The following is a 13,700-nucleotide window of genomic DNA, read 5'->3' as shown; positions in this document are numbered from 1 at the left end:
ATCTAATTTTTTGAGCTATGTATATCACGATCACACCTCAAAAACTAGGAAAGAACTACTCGCAAAGTGCTGCTGATTTTGTTGGTTACCTCGAGAAAGAAAATGAAGCTAAGACCGAGGAGAAGATGGAGCACTTTTTTAATCAATATCACGATGGAATACCAGCAAATGAAGTGGTCAGAGAAATCGATATAAATACCACAAAACTCAAAAAGACAGAACCAAAATTTTACTCGATTACGGTAAGTCCTTCGAAATACGAATTAAATAAATTACAAAATAACAGTGACGATCTGAAAAAATATACCAGGGAATTGATGAAAGATTATGTGAGATCCTTTAACCGGGAAATCAACGCTCGTCCCGTAAATATTGACGATATAAAATACTATGCAAAAATCGAACATAAGCGAACCTATAAAGGGACCGATTGGCAGGTCAAGGAAAACCAGCCCTATGCTACCAAAATTTTAAACTTAAAAAATGAAATCCGAAATATTGAGCGGGGTCAAATACAAGGCCGTATAGACCGTAAAAAAGAGCAAATTGCTCAACTGGAAAAGCAGGTTCCACATCAGCAGAACGGAAAGCGAATCGTCCAGGGGATGTCTAAAGCAGGTAATCAAAGCCATATCCATATCATCGTAAGCCGAAAAGATGCCTCCAATTCGTTTAGCCTTTCTCCCGGAAGTAAATATAAAGCTTCGGAAGTGACGATGAATGGTAAACTGGTTAAACGAGGTTTTAATAGAGATCAATTCTTTGAGAACGCTGAAAAAACCTTTGATAAAACCTTTGGCTACCAGCGTAACTTCGTGCATACCTATAAAGGGCGGAAAGAGTTTATTAAAGATCCCAAAGCTTATTTTGCCAGCCTGAACCAACTTTCTTCCTCTGAAAGAGCCCTTGCTTTTAAAATGATGAAGGAAACGGGATTTTCTGTGCCCAGTATCCCAACAAATAAAGCCCAGCTTGCCCTAAAGATTTTTAAGGGGCTTCGTAAGGGGGTGGATATAGCCCGAAAATCAAGTTCTATTGAAATCTAATTTTTTGCTATGGAACCAGACAAACTTTATATCATACTCTTAATAGTGGTTCTGTGCAGTATGGTAGGATACGGGCTATACCGAATAACCCGGTATGCTTTTTTACTAAATTTGTTTTTATTGGGATTGATTTTATATTTTCTTTCCAGTGGTTATAGCCTGGTTCTTCTGGTTTTGATCCTGGGATGTCCACTGATGCTTATCAATATTGTAGGCTACGTATTTATGCACGACCCGGACCAGGGCAGACCTAAAAATCCCCAATACACTGTTCATTTTGCTACCACTTCAGGTGATTTTAAACTGGATAATATCAAACGTGGAGCATCCGTAATTGGTTCCGCAGGAAGCGGGAAAACCGAAAGTGTAGTTTATGGTTTTCTCAAACATTTCGAAAAGAAAAGTTTTTGCGGTATTATTCATGATTACAAGGACTTTGAGCTCACCGAAATGGCTTACCCGATTTTTAAAGAAAAAGAAATTCCATTTAAGATCGTTTCCTTTGATTCCATTATCCACCGGGTCAATCCCATCGCGCCACGTTATTTGGAAAATGAGGAGAGCGTCAACGAGGTCTCCCGGGTGCTGGTAGAAAATCTTCTGGAGCTACGGGAATCCGGTAACCTTGGTACCTCTAAATTTTTTAATGATGCGGCCGAGGGGCTGATTGGAGGACTTATCTGGAAGCTAAAAACAAGCTACCCGGAATACTGCAGCCTTCCACACCTTATTGCTATTTACCAATACCTGGATACCAATAGTCTTATTGAATTTCTAAAGACCAATACAACCTCCCGGGCTCTGGCCGATGCCTTTATCAGTGGAAAGGATGCGGAACGGCAAACCGCCGGGGTAAAAAGTACCCTGGCCAATGCTTTAAAACGGATCAGCACCCGCCGCATATTTATGGCCCTATCTGCTGATGAGGTTCCCCTCAATATTAATAGTGAAGAAAACCCTGCTGTTATTTCAGTAGTAAACAACCCCAAATATGAATCTTCCTATTCCCCGGTAATTGCCACAATTATTCATACCATTACCAAACAAATGAGCGTTCGCAACTCTAAAGCTTCGTTCCTGCTGATGGAGGAGGCACCCACCCTTCGATTGCTCAATATGCACCGGATCCCTGCTACCATGCGAAGCTATAATATCGCTACCGTTTACGTGATGCAAGACAAGATCCAGAATGATATGATGTATGGAGACAAAGCAAGTAGGGCAATATTGAGTAATCTGTCTTACCAGTTCTTTGGAAAGGTAAATGACCCGGATACCGCTAAATACTATGAACGTTTTTTTGAAATCGTAAAAAAGCCTACCAAAAGTGTCAATAGTAGTTACAGTCTTAATTTTGATACACGGGTGACCACCGGTGAGAAAGAAATTCCCAAATTACGTTCCGATGTTTTCTTTAGGTTGAAACAAGGAGAGTTTATTACCTATGCTGACGGAATAGATAAAAGGTTACAGTTTAAATTACAAAAGATTTCAAGGTACCTCCCCCTGGAACAGGAGCAATATTCTCAGGCCGATTTAGAAGCTAATTTTAAGAGGATCTATGAAGAGGCAAAATCCATTTTTGGACAATAAGGGGATATTTTAGATGAACCCTATAATTATCTGTCGATTTAAATTCGGCAAAAGATTTAAAAACTAAAAATAAATATTAAGGCTAATGAAGTTTCTGTGGCTTTAGTTCCTAAGCTTAACGTTTCTTTAAAAAATCAAAAATCGGTTTTCAGTATATTTAGAAAAACAAAAACCTATGAAATTTTTTATTAATGATGCTCAGGATGTAGTCAATGAAGGCATAGATGGCTTACTCACCGATCCAAATCTTACCAGATTAGATAATTTTCCAGAAGTAAAAGTAGTTCTCCAAAAAGAGTTAGATAAAAATAAAGTAGCGGTTATTTCAGGCGGAGGTTCTGGTCATGAACCAGCTCATGCGGGATTTGTGGGGAAAGGTATGCTGACAGCCGCCGTATGTGGTGATATTTTTGCTTCTCCATCGGTAGATGCCGTACTCTCAGCAATTATTGCCACAGCAGGAGAAAAAGGCTGCCTGCTAATTATTAAAAACTATACCGGAGACCGATTAAATTTTGGACTGGCAGCAGAACAAGCACGCGAATTAGGATATAAAGTTGAAACCGTTATAGTGGGTGATGATATTGCCCTGGGGCAAGAAGTAGAACAACGTGGTTTGGCTGGAACTTTATTTGTACACAAAGTAGCTGGGCATTTAGCTGAAAAAGGAAAATCACTAGATGAGATCGCAAAAACAGCTCAAAAAGTGGCCAATAATATTTTTTCAATAGGATTATCGCTGGAAGAAGGAAAGAAGTTTCAAAATCCCGAAAGCTCAAGGTTGTCTAGTTCTGAGGCAGAACTGGGACTGGGTATTCATGGGGAACCAGGCGTTAAAACTATTGATATGGAAAAGGCCGATGATTTGATGTCTAAAGCTGTTGAAAAGTTAAAAGAATACCTCCCAAAAAAAAATAATGAAAAGTTTGTCTTGCTAATGAACAACTTGGGAAGGGTAACCCCAATAGAAATGAACATACTCCTCAATTCATTTCAAAAATTAGAAATTGCCAGGCAGGTAGAATATATCATCGGTCCCTCACAATTGATGACCTCTCTCAACATGAGCGGTTTCTCCATTTCATTGCTCAAATTGAATGAAGGATTGAGGGATTCATTAACTTCAGAGGTGGAACCAGTCTCTTGGTTTATCAGAAAATTTGGAGGGAATTCTTCTATAGAAAGTCCAGATTTACCTGATACGATGCCTTTCAAACCCTCTGAAAATATGCAGTTCAAAAACGCTATAAAAGCCGTTGCTGAAGAATTGATTAGTTTAGAAAATGATTTGAATGCCATAGATGAAAAAGTGGGAGATGGAGATGCAGGATCTACATTTGCTACTGCGGGTAAAAAATTACTGGAGGTAGCAGATAAATTACCCTATGCGAACACAGCAGAGCTCCTCATTACTATAGGAAGAATTCTAGCAAGGGAAATTGGAGGTTCTAGCGGAGTTTTACTATCTATTATGTTTACAGGTGCTGGAAACTCCTACAAAGAAGAATCAAATATTGGTAAAGCCTTAATGAGTGGATTGCAGAAAATGAAAGACTACGGAGGAGCCAAAGAGGGGGATCGGACCATGATAGACGCTTTACAGCCTGCCTTTTCCGCTTTGGAAAACGGTAAAAAAATTGATGTAGTGGCTAAAAAAGCCCGTCAGGGAGCAGATAGCACTAAAGAAATTAGCAGTACAAAATTCGGCAGATCTTCTTATTTGTCTGAAGAAAGCTTAAAGGGCATTCCAGATCCCGGAGCAGAAGCTGTCGCCATAGTTTTTGAAAAATTGGCGTCCCTTTAAATTGGCGATGGTATTTTTAATATCCTTCTTTTTATTTCATTGACAAAGAAATTCTTTTGATTATTCGGGATGATCCTTATTCAGAAATTACCGAAAAGCAGGGAGATAGAAGGTGAGTATATTCTAAAAATGTAATTGTTCACTCTATAATGTTGCTCATTAACAACAAAAAATATAAATTTGTTGTAAATGAGCGACATTATGATTTCAAAAAAAACTATTCTCCTCCCTAAACATCGAAAAATATTTGAGCAAATTGGAGAAAACATAAAGCTTGCCAGAAAGAGACGAAAACTTACTACAGCGCAAGTATCTGAGCGGGCAGGAATCCATAGGGCAACCCTATACCGCATTGAAAAAGGGGATCCCGGAGTTGCCATAGGATTGTATTTTAATGTGTTTAGAGTGTTGAATTTGCAAGATGATTTTTTAAAACTCGCAGTAGATGATGAGTTCGGAAGAAAATTGCAAGATTTAGATTTATTATAAGTGCTATGGCAGGAGAAAAATCTGATATATATGTATTTGCAGACTGGATAGCATTGAAGAAACCAACATTGATTGGAATACTTTTTGCTCACTTTGCAAAAGGTAAAAAGGCTTTTAGTTTTGAGTATGACAGGAATTGGTTAAAAACAGATGCGCACCGATTGTTAGACCCTGATATAGCATTTTATTCCGGACCGCAATACCCACCAAACAAAGAAAATTTCGGAATCTTTTTAGATAGTATGCCGGATAGCTGGGGTAAAACCCTAATGAAACGGCGAACAGCCCAGAATGCGCGAGCTAAGGATGAAAAAATAAAGAAACTCTATGAGATAGATTATCTTCTGGGGGTGTATGATGAAAGCAGAATGGGAGCGTTACGATTTAAAACTGATTTTGATGGTCCCTTTCTGAATAATGATAACCAAAACCCAACACCACCCTGGTCCTCACTTGGTGAACTTCAAGAAGCGGTAAACCAATTAGAGAATGACGACCAAAGTGATACTATTAGAAGATGGATTGCTGTACTTATTGCTCCTGGTTCTTCATTAGGGGGTGCACGTCCAAAGGCCAATATATTAGATGCTCAGCAAAATCTATGGATTGCAAAATTTCCATCAAAGACAGATACAATTGATAAGGCTGCCTGGGAATTTTTAGCTTATAAACTTGCCCTTGCATCAGGTATTGAAATGGCAGAATCTAAAATAGAGAAAATAACTGGTCAATATCATACTTTTTTGACCAAACGATTCGATAGGGATAATGGAAATCGCATTCATTTTGCTTCAGCAATGACTATGACAGGAAATACGGAAGAAATAATCAAAGATGATTCACCCAGTTATTTGGAAATTATCGAATTCATTGAAAATTATGGTATGGATGTAGAAACCAACCTACATCAATTATGGCGGCGAATTGTGTTTAATATTGCGGTTTCAAATACGGATGACCATTTAAGGAATCACGGTTTTATATTAAAAGAAAAAGGTTGGATATTGTCGCCGGCCTATGATTTAAATCCATCCGTTGAGAAAGACGGCCTATCCTTGAATATTGATATGGAGGATAATGCTTTGGACTTCGATTTGGCAAGAAGTATAGGGAAGTTTTGCAGATTGGATGAGGAGGGGATGGAAACAATTCTAAAGGAAGTTTTGACCGTGGTTAAAGACTGGAAATCTATGGCAAGTAAACTAGGAATTGCAAATAAGGAAATAGAGATTATGAGTCCCGCCTTTAGATATCTCTGATAAAAAAGTCATTGAAATTATCATTTCCAATTTACCTAAAAGTGAGAAAAAATCATATCGAATAAAGGAAAATGTGAAATATAATATGGGTATTCATTTCTTGTTACAAGTGAAACTTTATCTATCAATTAGGATTATTAATAAATCGGTGCGATATTTTCAGTTTTAAATCACGTTCTCCATCCTTTTCCTTTAGCTCCAATACGGCCCTTCGATCCCTGGATAAGGAAAATTTCGGGAATACATAAACCAATTTGGTGGCCCGTCCTTTTCTTATTTTAGCCGGGACTTCAAATTGAAATATAGGTTCTTTCAAAATTCGCTGTGAAGATTTTTTCTTTCCCTTCTGCCTGGTGTGGATCGATAGGTTTAAGTAATTCAAATCATAATCCAGGCTGGATTTGTTTTCAATTAAGATTACGAAATACAATTCCTTTCTATTAAATCCAATGTTCTCAAGGCTTAGCTCGATCCCCTGCTGTTTTTTACTAATCCTGCCAATCCGCTCTTTTTTACTTAATAAATATCTACTATAGCTTTGATAATAATGACTATTATTTCTTAATTCTTTTTCTGACTTAACGGATTTTACTGTATCAATAGCAGTAGCCTTTTCAGGACCTATGCTTTCAGACTTACCGATAAAATAATTTAACCTGCTCAGTGCTTTTTTATATTTTATAATATAGGAATAAACCGAGCCAGCTGCATCTATAACGAGCAAATTACTTTCTTCTCCGGGTCTTGCCTGCAATAGCCCAAAATGCTGTTGTTTTTCCCTATTGTAAGTGAAAACAAAATGGTCGTTTCCGGTAATTCCCTGGCTAATTGGACTCGGAAAGAATAAAGCAACATTCTTTAGTTCATTGGCAAAAATAGTATCCAGCTTTTCCTCTGTTTGTGCACAGGTGAAAAGAAATGCAAGTAGAGCAGCCGTGGTTAAAGTATAATTTTTCATAATGCTTGTTTTTATTGGTTGTCTATTTCCCATTTTGGTTCAGGTTTATCGGCTTTTAAAATCAATCTGTAATTATTAAGGATGGTTACTTTTACGTTTCGGTTGTTGCGCCGGAATATTTTGCTGATGCCACTTACTTGGGGAACGCTTGGGATATTGATATCACTGATTATATCATCCAAGACTTCCGTGGTAACCTCCGACCGGAAATTATTTTCTACATAAATCCCTTCACTACCGTCCTGGAGGTCAAAAGCTTTTAAGCTTGTAGGATGATGCATGATATTTTCGATCTCGATTAAAACCCGGTTTGGCTGAAAGCTGATAAATCCGAAAATTGGGGTGTTCTTTGGAATAGGTATACCACTAATTAAACTAGGTTCTAAAAGCCGCATTCGCAACCGGGAGTTGGCCTTGACTACCTGGTTGCCATCAACCACTACATTGATCTGCTTAGCGGTAATACTTATTATATCCGGCTCGGGCTTCTTAGGGGCAGAAGCAAAGAATAATTGATGTTCCAATCCCATTTCTTTGACTTTGATCTTTTCATCTCCAGGAGTATCAGTAGTGACCAAAGCTTTTTCTTTGATTGTTTCAGGTATTTCGATGGGTTTGGTGGCCGCCCTGATTTGTTCTTGCCTAGATTGTCCTAATAAATAAATACTATCGATCAGACGCTCTTTTTCTTTTTCCGGTAAATAAGGGTCGTAATAGCCTAGGGAGTCAATTAATTTCTCTTCGTAGATACTGGGAGCACTTTTTTCGCGGACCTCTTTTAAATCATTTATAGCATCCAGTTTGGATTCATATACTCTTTGATCATCTTCTTCTAACTCGGGTACTTCTGTTTCTTTGAGAAAGTGGTTTTCATCTCCGGTTATCATTATCGTATAGGTGATAAGGAAAGTCACGATCACAACCAATATGCTGACAAATACGATTTTACTTTTCTCTATTTTCATCTTTATTAATTTTAAAAGTTATTCCGCGAGTTTTCTTAAACTGTTTTCAAAATAATCCGTGATCAAAAGCCCGTGAGGGTTGTTGGGAAAATGACGGTCTACCGGTAAGAGTTTACCAGTGCTAATAAGCTCATAAGTATCGATAATGCTTCCCCTGTTGAGCTCAAAAATTACTTTGGTCCGGAAATAGTATACATCCTCCTGTTCTTCCAGCTTCGAATCAATTTCCAGAACTTCTTGTACCAGGGAATATTGAAGCAGGCGGTTATACACTCCATCAGCCTTTTTCTGTCGATACAAGTTGTCTACGGAGCTATTTCCCAGCCAGAGGGCTTTTTCCAGATTTTTCTCATAATTACTGGCATCAATATCATAGAAATAAGAATGGAACAATTCCAAATGTGCAAGGGCTTCTACCCGGAAATTTTCTTTTTGAGTAACCAGTGTTAAGGGAATGATACTACCATCGGTATTAATGGCAAAAGCAGAATTTAAAGCTTTCCGGCTGGTGGAAAATGCAGTCCATAGTGCAAGAGTACTGGTAAGAAAGCTGCAAATAACCACGCTAAGTACAATAAACCTGTTCAGTTTTAGAACCTTATAAATATTCTGATATGGTGTTTTCATAAAATGGTTTTTAGTTGGTGAATAATCTTAAAGTAAAAGTGATCGAACGCCGGTATAATTTGAATTTTAGAAAAACAATAAATGCTATGGAACCCAACTCTACCACGGGTGCAAAAAAGCTGCTGCCATATTCTGTCCCAAAGAGGTTCTGCCAGAAATTGGTATTTATCTCGGTATAGATCGCGTTGATAAAAACATTGACCAGGAAGAATGCCGGAACAAGCATATAAACTGCGGCATAGAGCCTAAAAAAGCTATAGGCCATCGACCGGAATTTTTCAAAAACAGCAAGGCTTAGTAACAATGGAAAGAAAGCCTGCATAATGCCCAATAGAAAATAACGTTCTGCAAGGAAAAGTGGGTAGATGAACAAATCCAGCATCCATAGGAACAAGCTGATCAAAAACGCAAGTGTTTTTAATCCATACAAAGGGGTGACCAGAGCTTCATAAAGCAGGGCCATGGCTTTACGCATGGCGTCCATTGCAGAAACTTCTTCTTCAATGGGGATTTCTTGCATTTGCAAGGGTAGGAGCATAGGGGCGGTTTCACGGTATTGGTTTTCAATGGCCACCAGTACGCCATCGAAAAAGCCCAGGATCTGGGTTGAAAAAATCACTAAAATCACTACCACAAAATTTTTAGCCAGCTCCCCCGGAGATAAGCCCCAGGTATATCCGTCCCGGTCCGCAACGCCCTCGTTATATTTTTTGAGGATGTTCACCAGGAAGAATAGCACCGCCAGGGCTTTTATTCCCACAATGGTGTAGCGGGAAAACTCGCTATTCTGAATAGTTTGAAAGACACTATCCATATACTCCAGGCCGAGGGCTAAAATAATTGTAGCATTCATCTTTAATAAGTGGTTTCCCGGTTATTGATCTTATCCTGCATTTTCCGAAAGGAAATGATTTCCCGGTATCGTTTTGTCTTCAGGCGTACATCGGTGACCATCTCTTTGGACTCCAGTTCTTTTTGTTTTAAGACTTCAGCCCTTTCGGCATCGCTCATTTTTAAGTGGTCACTCGATAAGATCTCATCGATAAAATCCAGAGTTGCCAGAGAGTTTTCTACTACACTATTAAATGATTCTGTGACTTTAGTGACTTCACCCGGTTTGATATAAGGGGAGTCCAAAATATCCCGAAGGTCATTTTGCATTACTGCGATGAGCCGCTCATTATTGCGGCCAATCTCACGAACGGCTTGTAAGTCGCGGATCACACTATTGACCTTCTCAATATTTTCTTTTTGAGCTTTTAGAAAATTAACGGTCTTAACCAGGTTTGCGGTTTGTTTGGCTGATTCTACCAAAGATTTTACAAGGCTTACAAAGTTGGTATTGTCATAAACCGGCATCCCCTGACAGGCAGCGCTTGCAGGCAATAATAGCGCTAATGCCGTGGTAATGATCAATGTTCTGTGTCTGATTATTCTAATGGATTGCATCTTGTTTCATTTTTGCGCTTACAAATCCTTTGATAGCTGCTTCCATATCTCCGGTCAGTTTAAAATTGTCCATAATAACGGTATTTTCGGACCCGTCAGTGAGGTAGGCGGCATAGACTTCCGGCGGTACTTCTAATCTGAAAATGTTGCTTTCTTTGCCGATTTTGATAAATATCTCGGTATATTTTCGCTGTCCGGAAAGCTTGTTCTTAATCGATTTTAATTGGTTGAGATCGTGACTGGAAAGATGTAGCCTTCGAACTAGCTCATCATATCCTTTTTCATTATTAAGACTATAGATGACCTGGGTATTTTCCAGAATACTGGCCGAAGTGGTGTTTCCGGGAAGTTGATTTATGGATTGTAGGATGATCCCTATGGCCCCGTTTTGTTTACGAATGGCCTGGTAATAAAACTCCACACTCTCCAGGACATTTTCAAATTTTAATTGTTTGGCAAACTCATCGAAGAGGATGATGCCTTTTTCCGCCCGGTTTTTCCAAATGCTACGCTGGATAGCCGATTTGATGAGCTTGAGCATCACTGAAAGAATTTCCTTATTATCTTTTACTTCATCGAGTTCGAAAATGATAAGGCGTTTGTCTTCGATCTTAAAGCTTTGGTCCTGGTTTCCTTCGAAGAGAAAACTATATAGACCATCTCCGACATACTCCGATAACACGTGCAGGAAATTTGTGATATTGAAGTAGTCGGGATGGATTTTAAGGGTGTCGAGCAAAGTCTTTTGATGTTGCTCGATAAAATTGTAGAAGCTCTCCAGGGAGTGGTTTTCAGCGGTAATTTTATAGTAATGCCGAAGGATTTTCTTTATAGAAACGGATTGTACCTTACTAATTTTTAAATCAGAAGCCAGGAGTTCAAATAAAAACACGGAAAGATCTTCCAGGTGTTCCGGACTTAATTCTTCGGAATTGTAGCTGTAAAATGGGTTGATCCCTAAATTCTTACCACTCTCATATCGCAGTACGGTATATGCCTGCGGGTAGAGTTTAGCAAGCTTAGTATAAGATCCTCCCAAGTCGATAATGACCAGGCGAACCCCACTTTCGAAATACTGGCGCAGGATATTGTTGGCTAAAAAGGATTTACCTTCCCCGGTAGGAGCGAAGATGGCAAAATTCCGTGCCTTGATGCGCTTTTTATGCTCATCCCAAACATCCTTTACTACCGGGATATTATGCTCCCTGTCATTAAAAATAATCCCAGTATTGTCTGATTTATAATTCGTGTTATTAATCAGTAGGCATAACGCGTGTTTCAGGTCGGTAACATAAAGATCCTCGTTGGAGAAATTCGAAGAAAAACAGCAATAGCTATTGAGAATATAGTTTTTGCGTTCTTCTCCCCTGGGATAATATGGTGTAATATCAAGCTCTTTAAATTCAGATTTAATTTTAGATCGAATACCTTCCAGGTTCGAAAGCTCATTGCCCCAATAGATAATATTGAGATGGCCTCGTATGATCCGGGCATTATCATCTTTATTGATCTTTTCCAAAATCTCCTGGATCTTACCCAGAACCACCTTGTTCTGGGATCCAAAATTGGAGCTCTTGCTGAGTTCCTCTATTTTTTTATCGAGGAGTTTGCGCCATTTGTGTTTGTCATCCAAATACAGCACCTGGTTGACAATATGGTTTTCATTTAGCGTAAGCCCTATGCCATCAATAAACCCCTGATGAAATACAAAATCGTCTGAAGTGAATTTCTCATTGGTTTTGCTACTCTGTACTCTTTCGCCAAAGCACAGTTCACTGTTGATGGCCAGGGCATCAAAATGATTACCGCCAATAGTTATATTTTTATTTTCCAGTAATATATCCGTATCGAAACCTTCATTAAAACCATTGAAATAGTTTTGGGTCAGTTTGATAATTCCTGCCGCGCTTAATTTCTTAAGCGAAAACCTACGGCTATTGTCCAGAAAGGAAACCGAATCACGTACCGATTGCATAAAACCTTGCAGGTTAGCATCGCACTCCCGGAGGGCACTGCTGGAAATTTTTCTGAAGGGGTTTACATATTTTACATGGTTTAAAGCTTTGTTTTTCGTGAGGCAAAAGAATAGGTAGGAGCGATGCTCTAAATATTGCCTTCCTTTAAAATAATCGTGAGTAGTTTTTTCCAGAAAGGTGTCTCTCGGTAAAGCTTCACTATTATAAGCTTGTTTGGTGTAAATATCCTGCTTGTGTACCACCGTACCCACCGGTAGTGATTTAAGAGCCTGGTGCCAGACTGTGTGCAGGTCTTCGAAATCTTTTTCGGATAAAGAGTAGATTTCGGGAAGGGTCATCTCATAACACATTACCACGTTACCATTGTTGGCAAAAATGCTGTTGTCCTGGATATCCCCAATAGGCCAGTGGGAGGAAAGTTTAATCTTGTTCATAATTGATATTTGAATTTCTTTTGTTACTGATGATTTTGGAAAAGACTCCGGTCATTTGGAAAAACTCTATGAGTCTGTTTAAGCGAAGCAGCCCGATATATAGGGCCACATTAAATACCAGCCCACTTAGAATGACCCCTAAACTAAATGAGAAAATAATAACCAGTAAGCTGGCAATTACACACATCATCATCAGTGCAAATAGGGGAAGGCTTAGTCCAAAGATCACGGCGCCTTTTCGAATGTTCCTATAAGGTTCGTATTTTTTCATAATTTCTTTCAGATTACTTTTTAGGTTTATACAACTATGGTGATCAAGTAGGAGAAGATGCCCACTACTGTTCCCGAGATCAGTACAAAAATGAGTACCCTGGTCAATCCTTTTTTCATATCGGAATTTTCACCGAAGAAATGACCAATGTTAAATAGGAAGCCAACCAGAAAGATTATTCCCAGTACTATTGGGAATATATTCCTGATCGTATCTGAAATTTCTGCTACGGAATCTTCGATCCCACCGATCTGCGCAAAAAGGTTTGTTGAGAGCAACAAGAAAGAAGTTGCCAGGAAGGTTGATTTTTTCATAACGGATAGTTTTAAATTATTGACTCGTTTTCGTTATGAGAAAATTAGGAATTTAAGCAGTTAAGTATCTGTAAATCAGATATTTGTTAATAAAATATTCTTTGATGTCTAATGATTTTAAATGTTGTTATTTGATATTAAATTCTATGAAAATTTGGAAGAGGGCTGTTGATAACTTTAAATATGGGAATGGAGGAAGAGAGTAAAAACGTCAAATTTGTAATTTCTACTGCTAGAAAAATATTTTTTCCGGGACAAGAACCGCGATTTTTCATTTAAGGCTACCCTTCACAAGTAATAGAGTTTGCTATTATAGTGTGAAGTTTTTCAATTCTCCGATTTCTCGAGAGGTTAATCAATGTTCTTCGATTCTTTTGGAATTGGGTTTTAGCTAATGACAATGCTGGTGTACTTGAGTGATCCTTAGTACCCAGATTGGGTATTATTTTGAAGATACAAGAGTCAAATACACTTTAATTCAACGTATTAATTGAGCAAAATAGTCATTCACAAAT

Annotated in this window: 13 protein-coding genes; 5 read left to right on the top strand and 8 right to left on the bottom strand. The window is 38.5% G+C overall.

What is annotated here, in order from left to right; translation table 11 throughout:
• Window positions 1-17 precede the first annotated feature (17 nt).
• From mobB to B4F31_RS05700, 5 genes are all read left to right on the top strand, one after another.
• Window positions 18-1,046, top strand: coding sequence for a MobB family relaxase (gene mobB, locus B4F31_RS05720; protein ID WP_286760854.1), 1,029 nt, complete (start codon window positions 18-20; stop codon window positions 1,044-1,046).
• A 9-nt stretch (window positions 1,047-1,055) separates the two neighbouring features.
• Window positions 1,056-2,639 (top strand): type IV secretory system conjugative DNA transfer family protein, encoded by a 1,584-nt coding sequence (locus tag B4F31_RS05715; protein ID WP_286760853.1) that lies wholly within the window; start codon window positions 1,056-1,058, stop codon window positions 2,637-2,639.
• Between the two features lie 175 nt (window positions 2,640-2,814).
• Window positions 2,815-4,443: a dihydroxyacetone kinase subunit DhaK gene (locus B4F31_RS05710; RefSeq protein ID WP_093304195.1), complete on the top strand. Its 1,629-nt coding sequence runs from the start codon at window positions 2,815-2,817 to the stop codon at window positions 4,441-4,443.
• A gap of 189 nt (window positions 4,444-4,632) precedes the next feature.
• Window positions 4,633-4,932: a helix-turn-helix transcriptional regulator gene (locus B4F31_RS05705; protein ID WP_286760852.1), complete on the top strand. Its 300-nt coding sequence runs from the start codon at window positions 4,633-4,635 to the stop codon at window positions 4,930-4,932.
• Window positions 4,933-4,937: 5 nt separating this feature from the next.
• Window positions 4,938-6,191 carry a type II toxin-antitoxin system HipA family toxin gene (locus B4F31_RS05700; RefSeq protein WP_286760851.1) on the top strand — a complete coding sequence of 418 codons (1,254 nt, stop codon included), beginning with the start codon at window positions 4,938-4,940 and terminating at the stop codon, window positions 6,189-6,191.
• A 124-nt stretch (window positions 6,192-6,315) separates the two neighbouring features.
• On the opposite strand, the gene B4F31_RS05695 is transcribed toward B4F31_RS05700, so the two are convergent.
• Genes B4F31_RS05695 through B4F31_RS05660 form a run of 8 tightly spaced genes read right to left on the bottom strand, consistent with a single transcriptional unit; the run spans window position 6,316 to window position 13,185 of the window.
• The gene (locus B4F31_RS05695) at window positions 6,316-7,149 is read right to left on the bottom strand and encodes a DUF4138 domain-containing protein (protein WP_286760850.1); all 834 of its coding nucleotides are present in this window, start codon (window positions 7,147-7,149) and stop codon (window positions 6,316-6,318) included.
• A gap of 11 nt (window positions 7,150-7,160) precedes the next feature.
• Window positions 7,161-8,114 (bottom strand): conjugative transposon protein TraM, encoded by a 954-nt coding sequence (gene traM / locus B4F31_RS05690; RefSeq protein ID WP_286760849.1) that lies wholly within the window; start codon window positions 8,112-8,114, stop codon window positions 7,161-7,163.
• Window positions 8,115-8,132: 18 nt separating this feature from the next.
• Window positions 8,133-8,741 carry a conjugal transfer protein TraK gene (locus B4F31_RS05685; protein WP_286760848.1) on the bottom strand — a complete coding sequence of 203 codons (609 nt, stop codon included), beginning with the start codon at window positions 8,739-8,741 and terminating at the stop codon, window positions 8,133-8,135.
• Window positions 8,742-8,751: 10 nt separating this feature from the next.
• A complete protein-coding gene (locus tag B4F31_RS05680; RefSeq protein ID WP_286760847.1) occupies window positions 8,752-9,594 on the bottom strand; it encodes a hypothetical protein in 843 nt (280 codons plus the stop codon).
• Window positions 9,595-9,596: 2 nt separating this feature from the next.
• Window positions 9,597-10,190 carry a conjugal transfer protein gene (locus tag B4F31_RS05675; RefSeq protein WP_198036127.1) on the bottom strand — a complete coding sequence of 198 codons (594 nt, stop codon included), beginning with the start codon at window positions 10,188-10,190 and terminating at the stop codon, window positions 9,597-9,599.
• Window positions 10,177-12,600: a TraG family conjugative transposon ATPase gene (locus B4F31_RS05670; RefSeq protein ID WP_286760846.1), complete on the bottom strand. Its 2,424-nt coding sequence runs from the start codon at window positions 12,598-12,600 to the stop codon at window positions 10,177-10,179. Before B4F31_RS05670 ends, B4F31_RS05675 begins: the two co-directional genes overlap by 14 nt.
• The gene (locus B4F31_RS05665; RefSeq protein ID WP_286760845.1) at window positions 12,587-12,871 is read right to left on the bottom strand and encodes a hypothetical protein; all 285 of its coding nucleotides are present in this window, start codon (window positions 12,869-12,871) and stop codon (window positions 12,587-12,589) included. The genes B4F31_RS05670 and B4F31_RS05665 overlap by 14 nt, the downstream gene beginning before the upstream one ends.
• A 26-nt stretch (window positions 12,872-12,897) precedes the next feature.
• Window positions 12,898-13,185 carry a hypothetical protein gene (locus tag B4F31_RS05660; RefSeq protein WP_075324752.1) on the bottom strand — a complete coding sequence of 96 codons (288 nt, stop codon included), beginning with the start codon at window positions 13,183-13,185 and terminating at the stop codon, window positions 12,898-12,900.
• Window positions 13,186-13,700: the final 515 nt, after the last annotated feature.

Origin of the sequence: Salegentibacter sp. UBA1130 (genome assembly GCF_002311535.1) — a bacterium.
Lineage (GTDB): Bacteria > Bacteroidota > Bacteroidia > Flavobacteriales > Flavobacteriaceae > Salegentibacter > Salegentibacter agarivorans.
Note: the sequence above shows the minus strand (reverse complement) of the source record. Positions and strands in the feature narration are given on the sequence as shown.